A 12,859-nucleotide genomic window follows, 5' to 3' on the forward strand; every position below is an offset into this window, starting at 1 on the left:
GGCCGCCTGGCACGCCGATTGACGGTTCCCGTCAATCGGGGGCGGACGTGGCGGCACGGGGTGACAGGATCTGCCGCGTGAGTGAGCGAAGCGAGGCAGGCATATGAGTGTGACCATCGACATCACCGGCTTGTCCGACGAACGCCTGCTCTTCACGCCCTCCCCGCTCGCCGAGCTGAACGCCATGCTGCACGTCCTCGCCGAGCCCGCGCACCACCCCGCGCTGCACGGCTGGGCGAGCAGCACCACCGCCGCGATCCCGCCGGAGCTGGCCGAGCGGCTCCTGGAAGCCGACTTCCTGTGGCGCTCCTCGCGCGCCGACTTCCTCGTCCCCGGCCTGCCCGGCGCCACCCTCGCCGAGGAACTCGACGCCGTCGACCGGATCGACGACGAGCTGTACGTCACCGGCGCCCTCATCACCACCTGCGGCTCCTCCCGGCTCAACCGCCGGACCGCCTCCCCGCTCACCGACCCCGCCGCCAACGAGCTCGCCCGCGACCTCGCCCTCGCCCGCGGCCCCCGGCAGGCCGCCTTCGCCGACCGGCTGCTCGCCGACCCGCCCGCCGTCCGTGCACTGGTACGGCGAATGCTGGAGGACTGCGTGCCGGCCTTCTTCGCCGACGCCTGGCAGCGCGTCCTGCCCGACCTCGCCGCCGACGCCCGGCGCAAAGCCGACCTGCTGGCCCGCCGGGGCCTCGGCGAAACACTCGCCGCCCTCTCACCGTCCGTCACCCTCGACCAGGGCGACGGGCGGCGGCGGATCGTCATCGACAAGCTGCAGGACTCCACCGCCGGCGCCGCCGACAGCGGAGGCGTCACCTTCATCCCCACCGCCTTCGGCCGCCCCCACCTCCTGGTCGTCTACGCCCCCGGCTGGCGGCCCGTCCTGCAGTACCCGACCGCCGAACCCGGCCTGCCCGAGCCGGTCTCACTCGCCCTCGTCCAGCAGCGCCTGGAGGCGCTCGCCCACCCCGTCCGGCTGCGCCTCGCCCGCACCATGGCCCGTGGCCCGCACACCACCGTCGAACTGGCCTCCGCCTGGCATCTCACCGCGCCCGAGGTCTCCCGCCACCTGGCCGTGCTGCGGAAGGCCGGGCTGCTCACCACACAGCGGCGCGGGCGGTACATGCTCTACCAGCTCGACCTGGCGGGCAGCGCCCGGCTCGGTTCGGACTTCCTGGAGGCGGTGCTCCGGTGACCCGGCGCGCGGCACGGGAACGGCGGCACGACGGCAGCGGCCGTGCGGGAACAGCGGGCAGGGGGAACGCGTTCGTCCGGGCATGACCGACGACGCTGCCGCCTCCTCCGGCTCCTCCGGCTCCTCGCCCGAGATCCTCCGCTACGCCGCCTTCGCCACCCGCCCCGAGGGCGGCAACCCGGCGGGCGTGGTGCTCGACGCCACCGGGCTGACCGATCCGCGGATGCTCGCCATCGCCGCCGAGATCGGCTACTCGGAGACCGCCTTCCTCACCGCCGGCCCGGCCGAAGGGGCGTACCGGGTACGGTACTTCAGCCCGCTCGCGGAGGTGCCGTTCTGCGGGCACGCGACGGTCGCCGCCGCCGTCGCCCTTGCCGAGCACATCGGCCCCGGGCGGTACGCCTTCGCGACGGCCGCCGGGGACGTCCCGGTCGAGGTCGAGCGCGGCACCGACGGACTGCTGCGGGCCACCCTCACCAGCGTCGAACCGAAGGTCGAGGAGGTCACCGCGGCCGATGTCGAGGAGGCGCTCGCCCTGCTCGGCTGGGCCGCCGCCGACCTGGACCCGGCCCTGCCGCCGCGCATCGCCTACGCCGGTGCCCGGCACCTCGTCCTCGCCGCCGGCACCCGCGAGCGGCTGGCCCGCCTCGACTACGACTTCGACGGCCTGGCGGACTACATGCGGGCCCGCGACCTGACCACCCTCCAACTCGTCCGGCGCGAGACGCCCGAGGTCTACCACGTCCGCGACCCCTTCCCGGTCGGCGGCGTGGTCGAGGACCCGGCCACCGGCGCCGCCGCGGCCGCGTTCGGCGCGTACCTGCAGGAGCTGGGCGCGGTGGCGGCCCCGACGGTCCTGACGCTGCACCAGGGCGAGGACCTGGGCCGCCCGGGCGTGCTGCGGGTCGAACTGCGGGCGGAGGACGCCCGCGTGCGGGTCTCGGGTACGGCGGTGGCGATGCCGTGATGGCGATGCGGTGAGGCCGGGGGCCGGGGCCGTCAGGGCGAGGGCTGCGGCAGGACCTGCCCGCCCTCGCCCGCGGCTCCTCGAAGTCGGCCAGGTAGCGGTGGAACAGCTTCTCGCCGACGGTCACGCGTTGGCGCCCGCCTGGCCGTTCCGTACGGCGAGGCGGCGCTCCAGCGTCGCCCGGTGTCGCCGGCCGCGGGGGATCCGCCCGCCGCGGTGGTGGCGGGCAGCGCCCGTGCGGCAGACGACACCAGGACGGGCGTCACTCCGCCGGATCGATCCGGTAGCCCCCGCGGGCCGAGTGGAGGGTGAGCGCCTCGACCGGGCAGAAGTCCACCGCCTCGGTCAGCTCATCCGTCAACTCGGCGCCGCCGTCCGCGTATTCGGCCAGCGGCGCGGCGAGCCCGTCCGCGCCGAGGGCCAGCGAGTCGGGTGCGCTGCGAGCGCACATTCCGGAGCCGATACAGCGGTCCCGGTCGACCCGGACGATCACCGGTTCGGTGTCGGCCCGGCCCGTCACCAGCTCACCCGCAGGGAGTTCGGGCTGCGCGTGAGCAGGCCGCGCCGCCAGTCGATCCGTTCGGCCGCGTCCGCCATCCGCAGGGCGGGCAGCCGGCGGGCCAGTCGGTGCAGGGCGAGCTCCAGCTCCATCCGGGCCAGCCAGGCGCCCAGGCAGTGGTGCGGCCCGGCCCCGAAGGTCAGCATCGGCGCGGCCAGCGGGGAGAACAGCTCGGTGCGCAGGTCCCCGGTGAAGACGTCCGGGTCGTGGTTGGCGGCGGCCGTGTCGGCGGCGACCACGTTGCCGGCCGGGATGACCACCCCGCCGATCTCCACCTCCTCGACGGTGCGCCGCATCAGTCCGGGCATGTGCTCGTGGGCGTCGCCGAGCGGGACGGCGCGCAGCAGCTGCTCGGTCGCGGCGGCGGCGCTGGTCTCGTCGGAGGCGAGCTGCTGCCAGGCCTCGCGGCCGTCGGCGAGCAGGTAGACCAGGGCGTTGCCGAGGCTGGTCATGGTGGTCTCGTGGCCGGCCACGACCAGGCCGATGACCAGCGCGACCAGCTGCGCCTCGGTGATCGAGCCGTCCTCGGCGGCGGCCGCGAGCAGGCCGCTGACCAGGTCGTCACCAGGCTCGGCCCGCCGCTCGGCGATCACCTCGGCGCCGAAGGCGGAGAACTCGGTCATCGCGGTGCCGATCGCCTCGGCGGTGTAGGCCGTGGTGGAGAGCGCGTGGTCGCTCCAGTGGGCGAGCCGCTTGGTGTCCAGGTTGTCCAGGCCCATCAGTCGGCTGATCACCGCGACCGGCAGCGGCCGGGTGTAGGCGGCGACGATGTCGGCGGGGGAGCCGTGGTCGATCAGCTCGTCGATGAGCGACTCGACGACGGATGCCACCCACGGCTTCCAGCGGGCTATCGCGCGCGGGGTGAAGGCCCGCTGCACGGTGCGGCGCAGCCGCTGGTGCTCGGTGCCGTCGATGTTCAGCATGCTCTGCGGGTCGTCCAGGATGTTGGGCGTGACCGTGACCGGCGGCGCGTCCGGCGCGTAGAGCGGGGCGCGGCCCAGGCGCGGGTCCGTCAGCACCTGCCGCACGTCGGCGTGCCGGCTGACCAGCCAGACCGGCGTGCCGGTGGGCAGCGCGGCGAGCCGGGGCGGGCCGGGCTCCAGGTGGCGCAGGCAGTGCAGCGGGGGAAGCGGGGCGGTGCCGGTTCCGGCACCGGTCGCACTGTTCTCGGTGGACATCCGTACTCCAGACTCCAGGGCGGGGCCGCGGGGGCGGTCCGACGGGGGGTGGTCCGAGGATGGTGCGGGGGACGGGTGGTGCGGCCGGCTGGCGGCTCGACACGGGCCGGGACTGGGTAGGGCATCTGCTGGGGAGGCTGCGGGGAGGCGCGACATGTGCGGGGGCGTACGGTCGGTACGCGCCCGGCACGGGCGCGCGGTGGCGCGCCGCCGGGTGGGGCGGGTGTGCTGAGCGTGGTCGCGTGGACCGTCTCTGCTACGACCGTACGTGGGCCGTAGGGCGCCCGTCTGCGGCACTTCCAGCCAACACCGATGCTTTCCGGGCAGTTCGAGGCGCGCTGACGAGCGCTCAGCGCCGTCCGTGCGCCCCCGCCTGAGCGGCCGTGCCGGGCGGGGGCCGGGCGGCCGCCGGATAGGTCGGCGGGTAGGCCGCCGGCATGTGCCACCTGAGGTGCCGTGAGGTGCCGTGAGGTTCCGTGACGTACCGCGGCGTCGGCTGACACGCCGTCGGCACGCGCGGTGAGGCGGATCACGCCGGATCGCCCCCCGCTCCGCCGGCGGCCGGCGGAGCGGGCGCTACGCTTCGTGGGCAGTGCTTCTGCAGTCCTTCTGCAGTCGTGTCGTCGCAGGTCACGCCGGTGCGGAGCGGCATCGGCCGACGGAGGTGGAATCGGATGGCCCAGCAGGTCAAGGCAGTCATCGCGCGTGCCAAGGGCGCGCCCGTGGAGGTGACCACGATCGTGGTGCCGGACCCCGGTCCGGGCGAGGCGGTGGTCCGGATCCAGGCTTGCGGCGTCTGCCACACCGACCTCCACTACCGCGAGGGCGGCATCAACGACGAGTTCCCGTTCCTGCTCGGCCACGAGGCCGCGGGCATCGTGGAGTCGGTCGGCGAGGGCGTCACCGAGGTCGCGCCCGGCGACTTCGTGGTCCTCAACTGGCGTGCGGTGTGCGGCCAGTGCCGTGCCTGTCGGCGCGGGCGCCCGCAGTACTGCTTCGACACCCACAACGCCAAGCAGAAGATGACGCTGCTGGACGGCACCGAGCTGTCCCCGGCCCTGGGCATCGGCGCGTTCGCCGAGAAGACCCTGGTCGCGGCCGGCCAGTGCACCAAGGTCGACCCGGCGGCCGAGCCGGCCGTCGCCGGCCTGCTGGGCTGCGGCGTGATGGCGGGCCTCGGCGCCGCGATCAACACCGGCAACGTCGGCCGCGGCGACTCGGTCGCCGTCATCGGCTGTGGCGGTGTCGGCGGCGCGGCCGTGATGGGCTCCCGGCTGGCGGGCGCGGCGAAGATCATCGCCGTCGACATCGACGACCGCAAGCTGGAGACCGCCCGCACGCTCGGCGCCACCCACACCGTCAACTCCCGCACCACCGACCCGGTCGAGGCCATCCGCGAGCTGACCGGCGGCAACGGCGCGGACGTCGTCGTCGAGGCGGTCGGCCGGCCCGAGACCTACCGGCAGGCGTTCTACGCCCGCGACCTGGCCGGCACCGTCGTCCTGGTCGGCGTGCCGACCCCGGAGATGACGCTGGAGCTCCCGCTGCTCGACGTCTTCGGCCGCGGCGGCGCCCTGAAGTCCTCCTGGTACGGCGACTGCCTGCCCTCGCGGGACTTCCCGATGCTCATCGACCTCTACCTCCAGGGCCGCCTGGACCTGCGCGCCTTCGTCACCGAGACCATCGAACTCGACGCGGTGGAGCAGGCCTTCGAGCGCATGCACCAGGGCGACGTCCTCCGCTCGGTGGTGACCCTGTGACCTCTGAGGCCCGTGTCGACCGGCTGGTGACCGCCGGGACCTTCGAGCTCGACGGCGGCAGCTGGGAGGTGGAGAACAACGTCTGGATCGTCGGCGACGACGAGGAGGCGGTGGTGATCGACGCCGCGCACGACGCGGCGGCCATCGAGGCGGCGCTCGGCGGCCGCCGGCTGCGGGCGATCGTCTCCACGCACGCGCACAACGACCACATCGACGCGGCCCCGGCCCTCGCGGCCCGCACCGGTGCGCCGATCCTGCTGCACCCGGACGACCTGCCGCTGTGGAAGCTCACCCACCCAGACCGCCTCCCGGACGGCGAACTGGCCGACGGGCAGCGGATCGAGGTGGCCGGCACGGAGCTGACCGTGCTGCACACCCCGGGGCACGCCCCGGGCGCGGTCTGCCTGTACGCGCCCGACCTGGGCACGGTCTTCACCGGCGACACCCTCTTCCAGGGCGGCCCGGGCGCGACCGGCCGGTCGTTCTCGCACTTCCCGACCATCATCGACTCGATCCGCGAGCGCCTGCTGACGCTCCCGGCGGACACGGTGGTGCGGACCGGCCACGGCGACCCGACCACCATCGGCGTCGAGGCCCCGGCCCTGCCGGAGTGGATCGCCCGCGGACACTGACGCGCCGCGGGCCCTGACGCGCTGCGGGCCCTGAAGCGCACGCCGGCCGTCGACTCGTCGGCCCGTACGGCGTACGGCCCCCGGGGCTTGATCGTTCCCCGGGGGCCGTACGATCGCGATCATGGCCCATGACCCGCGCGACCTCGACGACGCCATGCTCGCCTTCTGGCGTGAGCGGCACATCTCCACCCTGACCACCATCCGCCCGGACGGCACGCCGCACGTGGTGCCGGTCGGTGTGACGTTCGAGCCGGAGACGGCGACCGCCCGGGTGATCACCAGCCGCACCAGTCGCAAGGCGCTCAATGTCGCGCAGGCGGGGCCGCAGGGCCTGCGGGTCGCGGTCTGCCAGGTGGACCGGGCGCGGTGGGCGACCCTGGAGGGCGTCGCGGTCGTCCGGGACGAGCCCGAACAGGTGGCCGAGGCCGAGGGGCGCTATGCCGAGCGCTACCGCCAGCCGCGGGTCAACCCGGACCGGGTGGTCATCGAGATCACCGTGGACCGCGTCCTCGGCCGGGGCTGAGACGCCCTTCAGCGGAACAGCCGTTCTCATTTCCGAGAACGGCCGTTCTCGCGCGGGTCGACTCGCGGGTCGACTCGCGGGCCTATCCGCGGGCCTACCTGCGGGTCGACTCGTCGACGTGGAGGGTGAAGACGTCCGGGCGGGCGTAGTGGCCGACGGGGTCGAAGTCGAAGCGGGCGCGCGCCAGATCGTCGAGGTCGAGTTCGGCGGACAGGATGCCCTCGCCGTCCCGCAGCGGGCCGGCCAGGACCTCGCCGAGCGGGGAGACGATGACCGAGCCGCCGCCGATCAGGACGGTGTCGGGGGCGTCGCCCTGGACCGGGTGGAGGTCGGGCGGGAGGGCGTCGCGGCGCAGGTACTGGCAGGCGCTGAGGACGAAGCAGCGCCCCTCCAGCGCGACGTGCCGCATGGTCACCTGCCAGGCGTCGCGGGCGTCCACGGTCGGTGCGCACCACAGGTCGACGCCCTTGGCGTACATCGCCGTGCGGAACAGCGGCATGTAGTTCTCCCAGCAGATCGCCGCCCCCAGGCGGGCCCTGCCGGTGTCGACGACCGTGAGGGTGGAGCCGTCGCCCTGACCCCACAGGTAGCGTTCCGCCGCGGTCGGCATCAGCTTGCGGTGCAGCCCCAGGTAGCCGTCGGGGCCGAAGAACAGGGCGACGCAGTACAGGGTGGCGCCGCGCCGCTCCACCGCGCCGACCACCGCGTGGCAGCCCAGTTCCCGGGTGAGGGCGGCCAGCGCGTCGACCTCCGGGCCGGGGACGGTGACGGCGGAGGCGTGGTAGCGGCGGAACAGCTCGCGGCCGGCCGGGGTGCGGTCGCCGACGCTGACGCCGAAGTCCAGGCCCTTGGGGTAGCCGCCGAGGAACGCCTCGGGCAGCACGACGACCTCGGCCCGGTGGCCCAGGGCGGCTTCGCGGATCAGCTCCTCGGCGCGGGCCAGCGCGCCCGGCGTGTCGAACAGCCGGGCGGCGGCCTGCACCACGGCGGCGGTCACGGTGGTCACGGCCGGCGCACCTCGACGGTCAGCGAGCCCTGCAGCAACTCGGCCTTGGCCCGGGCCTGAGCGGCGTCCGCCGCACCCACGACGATCGCCCCGTGCCGGTCGAGGTTGGAGGTGACGGGGTGGATGCGGGTGCCGACCGCCAGGGTGCAGGTGGCGGCCAGCACCGAGGGGTCGTCGGCCACCTCGGACCAGCCGCCGACCGAGGTGACGACGCCGGTGGGAGGGGCCAGGAAGCGTACGGCGGCGCCCCGCGTGGCGCGCGCCGGTACACCGGCGGGGGGTGTGTCGAGGAGGTCGTCCAGCCAGTGCCCGTAGAGCTCGAGCTCCGGGTGGCACCACTCCAGCATCGCGTGGATCCAGTCCCCGCCCTGGCGGGCGTGGACCTCGCCGAGCACGACACCCGACCCGGTGACCCAGCACTCGACGTGGAAGTGGCCGCGCCGCAGGCCGATCGCCCGGAGCGCCGCCGTCACGGTGGAGACGACCTCGGCCTCGTCGTCGCCGAGCGCGGCGGGCATCGTGTGGCCCATCTCCACGAACCCGCCGGGGGCGAGCGCTTTCTCGGTGACGGCGAGGACGTGGGGAGTGCCCTGCGTGAACAGGCCCTCCACGCTGAACTCGCGGCCGTGCACGAACTCCTCGACCAGGGCCAGGCCGTCGGCGTCCCGGGCGTCCCGGAAGGCGGCGGCCATCGCGGCCGGGTCCGAGACCCGGCTCACTCCCTCGCTGCTGGAGCCCCGGCGGGGTTTGACCACCACGTCGGGTCCGTGCTCCCGCAGGAAGTCCGTGGCCTCCTCCGCGGACGCGCAGACCGTCAACTCCGGCTGCCGGAAGCCGTGGCGGCGCAGGTGCTCGCGGCACTCGTCCTTTGTCCGGACGAGTCGCACCGCCTCGGGCGGGTTGCCCGGGACGCCGAGGAGCGCGGCGACCGAGGCCACGCTGACGGCGGCGTACTCGCGGTAGCCGACGACCGCGTGCACGGGGGAGTGTCGGGCGTAGGCGGCGGCCCAGTCCTGGCAGGCCGACGCGTCGGCGAAGTCCAGTTCGTGGACCTCGTCGGCCAGGGCGGTGAGCTCCGGTGCGGCCGCGAGGTTCTCCCGGGTGTCGGTGAGGACGACGCGGACGCCGCGCTTGCGGAACTGGTCCATCGCGCGGTCGCAGATGTCACGGACGAAGCCGGACTCCCTGGGTGCCGCGCCCCCGAGTACCAGCACGGTCGGCATCGCGGTCTCCTTCTGTCGTGGTTGCGGGGTCGGTCGAGGCAGTGGGGTCGGTCGAGGCACTGGGGCCGGTCGAGGTTGCGGGATCGGTCGAGGTGGCGGCCGGAGCGGTGGTCGCGGCGGGGGAACGCCGGGGCCGGGCCTCGAGCCGGGTGAACAGCACGGCGAGCGCCACCAGCGCCGTGATCAGCACCGCGCTGAGCGGTCTGAACCGGTCGCCGAACAGCACCTGCGCCAGGTACGTCAGTCCGGGGAGGGTGGTGAGCAGCACCATGGTGATCACCGGGGGGCAGCGCTGCGCGCCGATCTGGAGCAGGTACAGCGGGACGACCACCCCCGCCACCGCCGCCAGCGAGGCCGCGCCGAGCGACAGCCCGTGGCCCGTCGGGCCGCCCTGGGCCGCGAGGAGCACGCCGGCCAGCAGGTAGGTGAGGTGGAAGCGGTGGGCCGTCACCACCACCGGGTCCACCTTGAGGTCGCCCAACTTCCGTGAAACGGTCGCCAGATGGGCCGCGCCGAAGCCGGAGAGCACCGCCAGCAGGCCGCCGCCGAGGACCTCCGGTCCGATCGCCGCCGTCTCGCCGGACCGGGTGCAGGCGGCCACCGCCAGCGACACCGCGAGCAGCGCGCCCGCCCGGAGCCAGCCCGCGCGGCCCGGGCCGCCGGCGCCCCGGGCCGCGCCGAGGACGGCGACGGCGAGCGGGCCGACGCCGGCCATGAGGCTTGCGGCCAGTGCGGCGGGCACCCAGGCCAGCGCCACGAAGTAGCCCAGGAAGGTCAGTGCGCTCGCCAGGTTCATCTGGACCAGCAGCCGTCTGACCTCGCGGTCGGCGAGCGCTCCCCGGTGCTTGCCGCGCAGCACGGTGGTTAGGGTGAACACCACCGCGGTGGCGAGGAACGCCAGGCAGGAGAAGAGCAGGCTGCCGGCCGGGTCGAGCCGGCCGGAGAGGAAGCCCTCCGTCCCGGCCTGGAGCAGGACGGAGAGGGCGATGAGCGCGATCGGCACCGGCGGTCAGTCCTGTTCGGCGAGGCGGTAGAGGGCTCCGCTGTCCTCCAGGTCGTGGATGACGCCGAGCGAGTTCAGCAGCAGGTGCTCGTCCTCGTGGACCAGGTAGGCGATGCCGCTGGCGCCGGTGGTGAGGTACCGGTCGAGGATGGGCTGCCCGATCTCGGGCAGCCGGTCGATGCTGTGGAAGCCGGGCAGGCGGCGCAGGATGCGGGCGCCGTCCACGGCCAGCAGCTTCCCCGGGCGGTCGGAGCGGAGGAAGACCTTGGCGACCGACCGGGCCGCCGTGTAGGGGAGTTCGAGGCGCAGCGCGAACTCCTCGGGGCGCAGGAAGCGCTCCACGACGAGGTGCTGGTGGCTGTATCCGAAGGCCGCGTGGTACGGGTCCGGAGCCAGCGAGGGGCCCATGACGCGGGAGTTGACCTCGACCAGGCGCGGTCCGGCCGGGGTCAGCATGACCTCGGTGTGGGCGGCCCCCTCCCGGATGCCCAGGGCGTCGAGGCAGTCCAGCACGTAGCCGACCAGCTCCGCCTCCGCCGCGTCGAGCTGCGGCCGGGAGATGATGTGGCGCAGCACCGGGGCGCCGTCGATGTGGTCGATGCGCTCCGCGTACACCTCGCTCACCAGGTGGCGGCCGTCGATGCTCACGGTGTTCACGATGTACTGGGTGCCGGTCAGGAACTCCTGGACGAGGACGTCGTCGTTGACCTCGCCCATCAGGTTCTGCCGGTCGACGATCGCGCGGAAGGCCGTCAGGGCCGTCTCCGGGTCGGGCGAGATGGTGCAGCCGTCGCTGCCGGCGCTGTCGCGCGGCTTGACCATCACGGGGTAGCTGTCCCAGCGGGCGAGCAGGTCGGTCAGCTCGGCTTCGTCGCGGACCGATCCGGTGCGCGCGGCGGGCACGCCGGCCTGCTCCAGGGCCCGGACCATCAGCTCCTTGTCGCGGCGGGCCGCGGCCTGCTCGGGCCGGTGGTGCGGCAGTCCGAGCCTGGTGGCGAGCTCGTCGGCGAGCAGGACGCCGTACTCGCTCGCGGCGATGACGGCGGTCGGGCGCAGGCCGCCCAGCACCTCGAGGGTCTTGGCGAGGTCCTCGTGCACCATGGTGCGCGGGGAGCCGTCCGCGTCGTACGCGGCCCGGAGTGACGCGTCGTACAGGTGCAGGCAGTCCGCGCCCTCCTCCCGGAAGGCCTCGGCCAGCGCCTTTCCGGTGGAGACGGGGTTGACGAGGACGAACATCATACGAGCCTTCCGGTGGCGGTGACGGTGGCCTTGACGGTGTTGTTGACCTTGACGGTGTTGTTGACCTTGACGGTGTCGTTGACCTTGACGGAGCCGGTGACCCTGATGGCAGGGGTGGGTGCGTCGTGCGCGGCCCAGAGCAGGTCGGTGGCGATGCCGGTCGCCTGACGGGCCGCGGTGTTCAGGTAGTTGACGATGGCGGCCCGGGGGTGCGAGGCGGCGCCGAGCACCCAGACCCGCTCGGGTTCGCCGGTCCGCGGATCGCACACCCGGAGGCCGGGGGAGATCTCCGGCTCGGTGCCCGTCACGGCGAGGGCCGGGTCGGAGTGGAGCAGCAGGGTGCGGTCCGGGAGTCGGCGCAGGGTCGGCTTGTGGTAGCCGGCCGCGCAGACGATGTGGTCGATGTGTTCGGTGCGGTCGTCCGCCCACCGGACGAGCCACCCGGGGCCGGACTCGGCCGGGGTGACGGCTTCCGGCAGTCGCGGGGCGACCGTGAGCGTGCCCTCGGTGAGGCGTTCGAGCAGCAGTCGGGCGTTGCGGACCGGAATGGAGGAGATGTAGCGGGAGATGACGTGCCGGTACCGTCCGAGCACCGTCCTGCGGGTGTCCGCGGGCCAGGGCGCGGTGCTGTCGTTGATCGCGTCGATGATCTCGGCGATCGCGTCCTGCCACGGGACCTGTCCGGACTCGGCGAGGCGCAGTTCCTCGGCCAGCCGGTCGGCGGGTGCGGTCGCGCCGCTGGTCTGGGCGCGCAGCGCGGCGCCCGATCCGGCCCGGGCCACCGCGGAGACCACCAGGCGGGCTGCTTCGCGGTCGAAGTCCGGTGAGTCCGGGGTGAGTTGACGCCAGGAGGCCGGGTCGAGGACCGAGCTGGCGGGCCGGGTGAGCCGCGTCCGGACGGCGGGCAGTTGTCCGGAGGGCGAGGAGAGCACCACGTGCCGCCCCCGCTGTCCCAGCACGATCGCCGCGTCGATCGCCGCGAGCTTGCTGCCGAGCACCAGGATCCGTGCGCGGGCGGGCAGCCGGCGCAACTGCCCGACGGGGTACGGCGCGGCGGTGAGGTCCGGATGGCCGACGTGCGCGCGGACCAGCTCGGGGACGACCGGCTGGTCGAGGCCGAGGCAGAGGAAGACGTCGGTGCCGGTGAGCCGGGCCCCGTCGTCGAGCGTGACGGTGTGGCCGCCGCCGTCGTCGGGGCCGACGGAGGTGGCTCGTGCGCGGTGGTGGCGGACCCGGATGCCGGCCTGTTCGGCGGCCCGGCGGTACGTCAGGTACCGCTCGCGGCAGTACTGGCCGACGAGGTAGCGGGGGACGAAGTGGTCGCGGTGGACCGGCCAGCCGCGTGCGGCGAGGTACCTCAGCAGATCGGACTCGCCGGTGGGGTCGATCGAGGTGACGTCGACGGAGGTGTTGCAGAGCAGCAGCGGATCGGTGGTGCCGAAGGCCGTTCCCAGCCCGATCGGGTTGGGGTCGACCACCGTGATGGTGCCGATGCCGGGCGTGGTGGCCAGCTGGGTGAACAGGGTCACCCCGCTGGCTCCGCCGCCGACGATGATGGCGTGCTTGTCCAT

At 74.2% G+C, this 12,859-nt stretch carries 12 protein-coding genes; 5 read left to right on the forward strand and 7 right to left on the reverse strand.

The window, feature by feature from the left end; genetic code table 11:
* Nucleotides 1-103: 103 nt before the first annotated feature.
* Together ACZ52R_RS14690 and ACZ52R_RS14695 are read left to right on the forward strand one after the other, a co-directional pair.
* Complete coding sequence (locus ACZ52R_RS14690; protein WP_465617932.1) at nt 104-1,198, forward strand: DUF5937 family protein; 1,095 nt, start codon at nt 104-106, stop codon at nt 1,196-1,198.
* 82 nt (nt 1,199-1,280) lie between these two features.
* A complete protein-coding gene (locus tag ACZ52R_RS14695; protein ID WP_465663419.1) occupies nt 1,281-2,165 on the forward strand; it encodes a PhzF family phenazine biosynthesis protein in 885 nt (294 codons plus the stop codon).
* 262 nt (nt 2,166-2,427) lie between these two features.
* Here ACZ52R_RS14695 and ACZ52R_RS14700 read toward each other — a convergent pair whose 3' ends face one another.
* Together ACZ52R_RS14700 and ACZ52R_RS14705 are read right to left on the reverse strand one after the other, a co-directional pair.
* Nucleotides 2,428-2,685 (reverse strand): ferredoxin, encoded by a 258-nt coding sequence (locus ACZ52R_RS14700; RefSeq protein ID WP_360493802.1) that lies wholly within the window; start codon nt 2,683-2,685, stop codon nt 2,428-2,430.
* Nucleotides 2,682-3,902, reverse strand: coding sequence for a cytochrome P450 (locus ACZ52R_RS14705; RefSeq protein ID WP_465617937.1), 1,221 nt, complete (start codon nt 3,900-3,902; stop codon nt 2,682-2,684). Before ACZ52R_RS14705 ends, ACZ52R_RS14700 begins: the two co-directional genes overlap by 4 nt.
* Before the next feature lie 674 nt (nt 3,903-4,576).
* On the opposite strand from ACZ52R_RS14705, the gene ACZ52R_RS14710 reads away from it, so the two are divergent.
* The 3 genes from ACZ52R_RS14710 (at nt 4,577) to ACZ52R_RS14720 (ending at nt 6,817) form a co-directional block, all read left to right on the forward strand.
* The gene (locus ACZ52R_RS14710; RefSeq protein ID WP_465617939.1) at nt 4,577-5,662 is read left to right on the forward strand and encodes an S-(hydroxymethyl)mycothiol dehydrogenase; all 1,086 of its coding nucleotides are present in this window, start codon (nt 4,577-4,579) and stop codon (nt 5,660-5,662) included.
* Nucleotides 5,659-6,294 (forward strand): MBL fold metallo-hydrolase, encoded by a 636-nt coding sequence (locus tag ACZ52R_RS14715; RefSeq protein ID WP_465617941.1) that lies wholly within the window; start codon nt 5,659-5,661, stop codon nt 6,292-6,294. Before ACZ52R_RS14710 ends, ACZ52R_RS14715 begins: the two co-directional genes overlap by 4 nt.
* Before the next feature lie 121 nt (nt 6,295-6,415).
* Complete coding sequence (locus ACZ52R_RS14720; protein WP_465753539.1) at nt 6,416-6,817, forward strand: pyridoxamine 5'-phosphate oxidase family protein; 402 nt, start codon at nt 6,416-6,418, stop codon at nt 6,815-6,817.
* A 94-nt stretch (nt 6,818-6,911) separates the two neighbouring features.
* On the opposite strand, the gene ACZ52R_RS14725 is transcribed toward ACZ52R_RS14720, so the two are convergent.
* The 5 genes from ACZ52R_RS14725 to ACZ52R_RS14745 are packed head-to-tail and all read right to left on the reverse strand — an operon-like array spanning nt 6,912 to nt 12,859.
* A complete protein-coding gene (locus ACZ52R_RS14725; protein ID WP_465663420.1) occupies nt 6,912-7,823 on the reverse strand; it encodes a nitrilase-related carbon-nitrogen hydrolase in 912 nt (303 codons plus the stop codon).
* Nucleotides 7,820-9,046 (reverse strand): ATP-grasp domain-containing protein, encoded by a 1,227-nt coding sequence (locus ACZ52R_RS14730; RefSeq protein WP_465663421.1) that lies wholly within the window; start codon nt 9,044-9,046, stop codon nt 7,820-7,822. The genes ACZ52R_RS14725 and ACZ52R_RS14730 overlap by 4 nt, the downstream gene beginning before the upstream one ends.
* A complete protein-coding gene (locus tag ACZ52R_RS14735; RefSeq protein WP_465663422.1) occupies nt 8,988-10,049 on the reverse strand; it encodes an EamA family transporter in 1,062 nt (353 codons plus the stop codon). The genes ACZ52R_RS14730 and ACZ52R_RS14735 overlap by 59 nt, the downstream gene beginning before the upstream one ends.
* Nucleotides 10,050-10,055: 6 nt before the next feature.
* Entirely contained in the window at nt 10,056-11,288 is a 1,233-nt protein-coding gene (locus ACZ52R_RS14740; protein ID WP_465617949.1) for an ATP-grasp domain-containing protein, read from the reverse strand.
* Entirely contained in the window at nt 11,285-12,859 is a 1,575-nt protein-coding gene (locus ACZ52R_RS14745) for an FAD/NAD(P)-binding protein (protein ID WP_465753540.1), read from the reverse strand. The genes ACZ52R_RS14740 and ACZ52R_RS14745 overlap by 4 nt, the downstream gene beginning before the upstream one ends.

The organism is Kitasatospora sp. NPDC034023 (genome assembly GCF_055575795.1).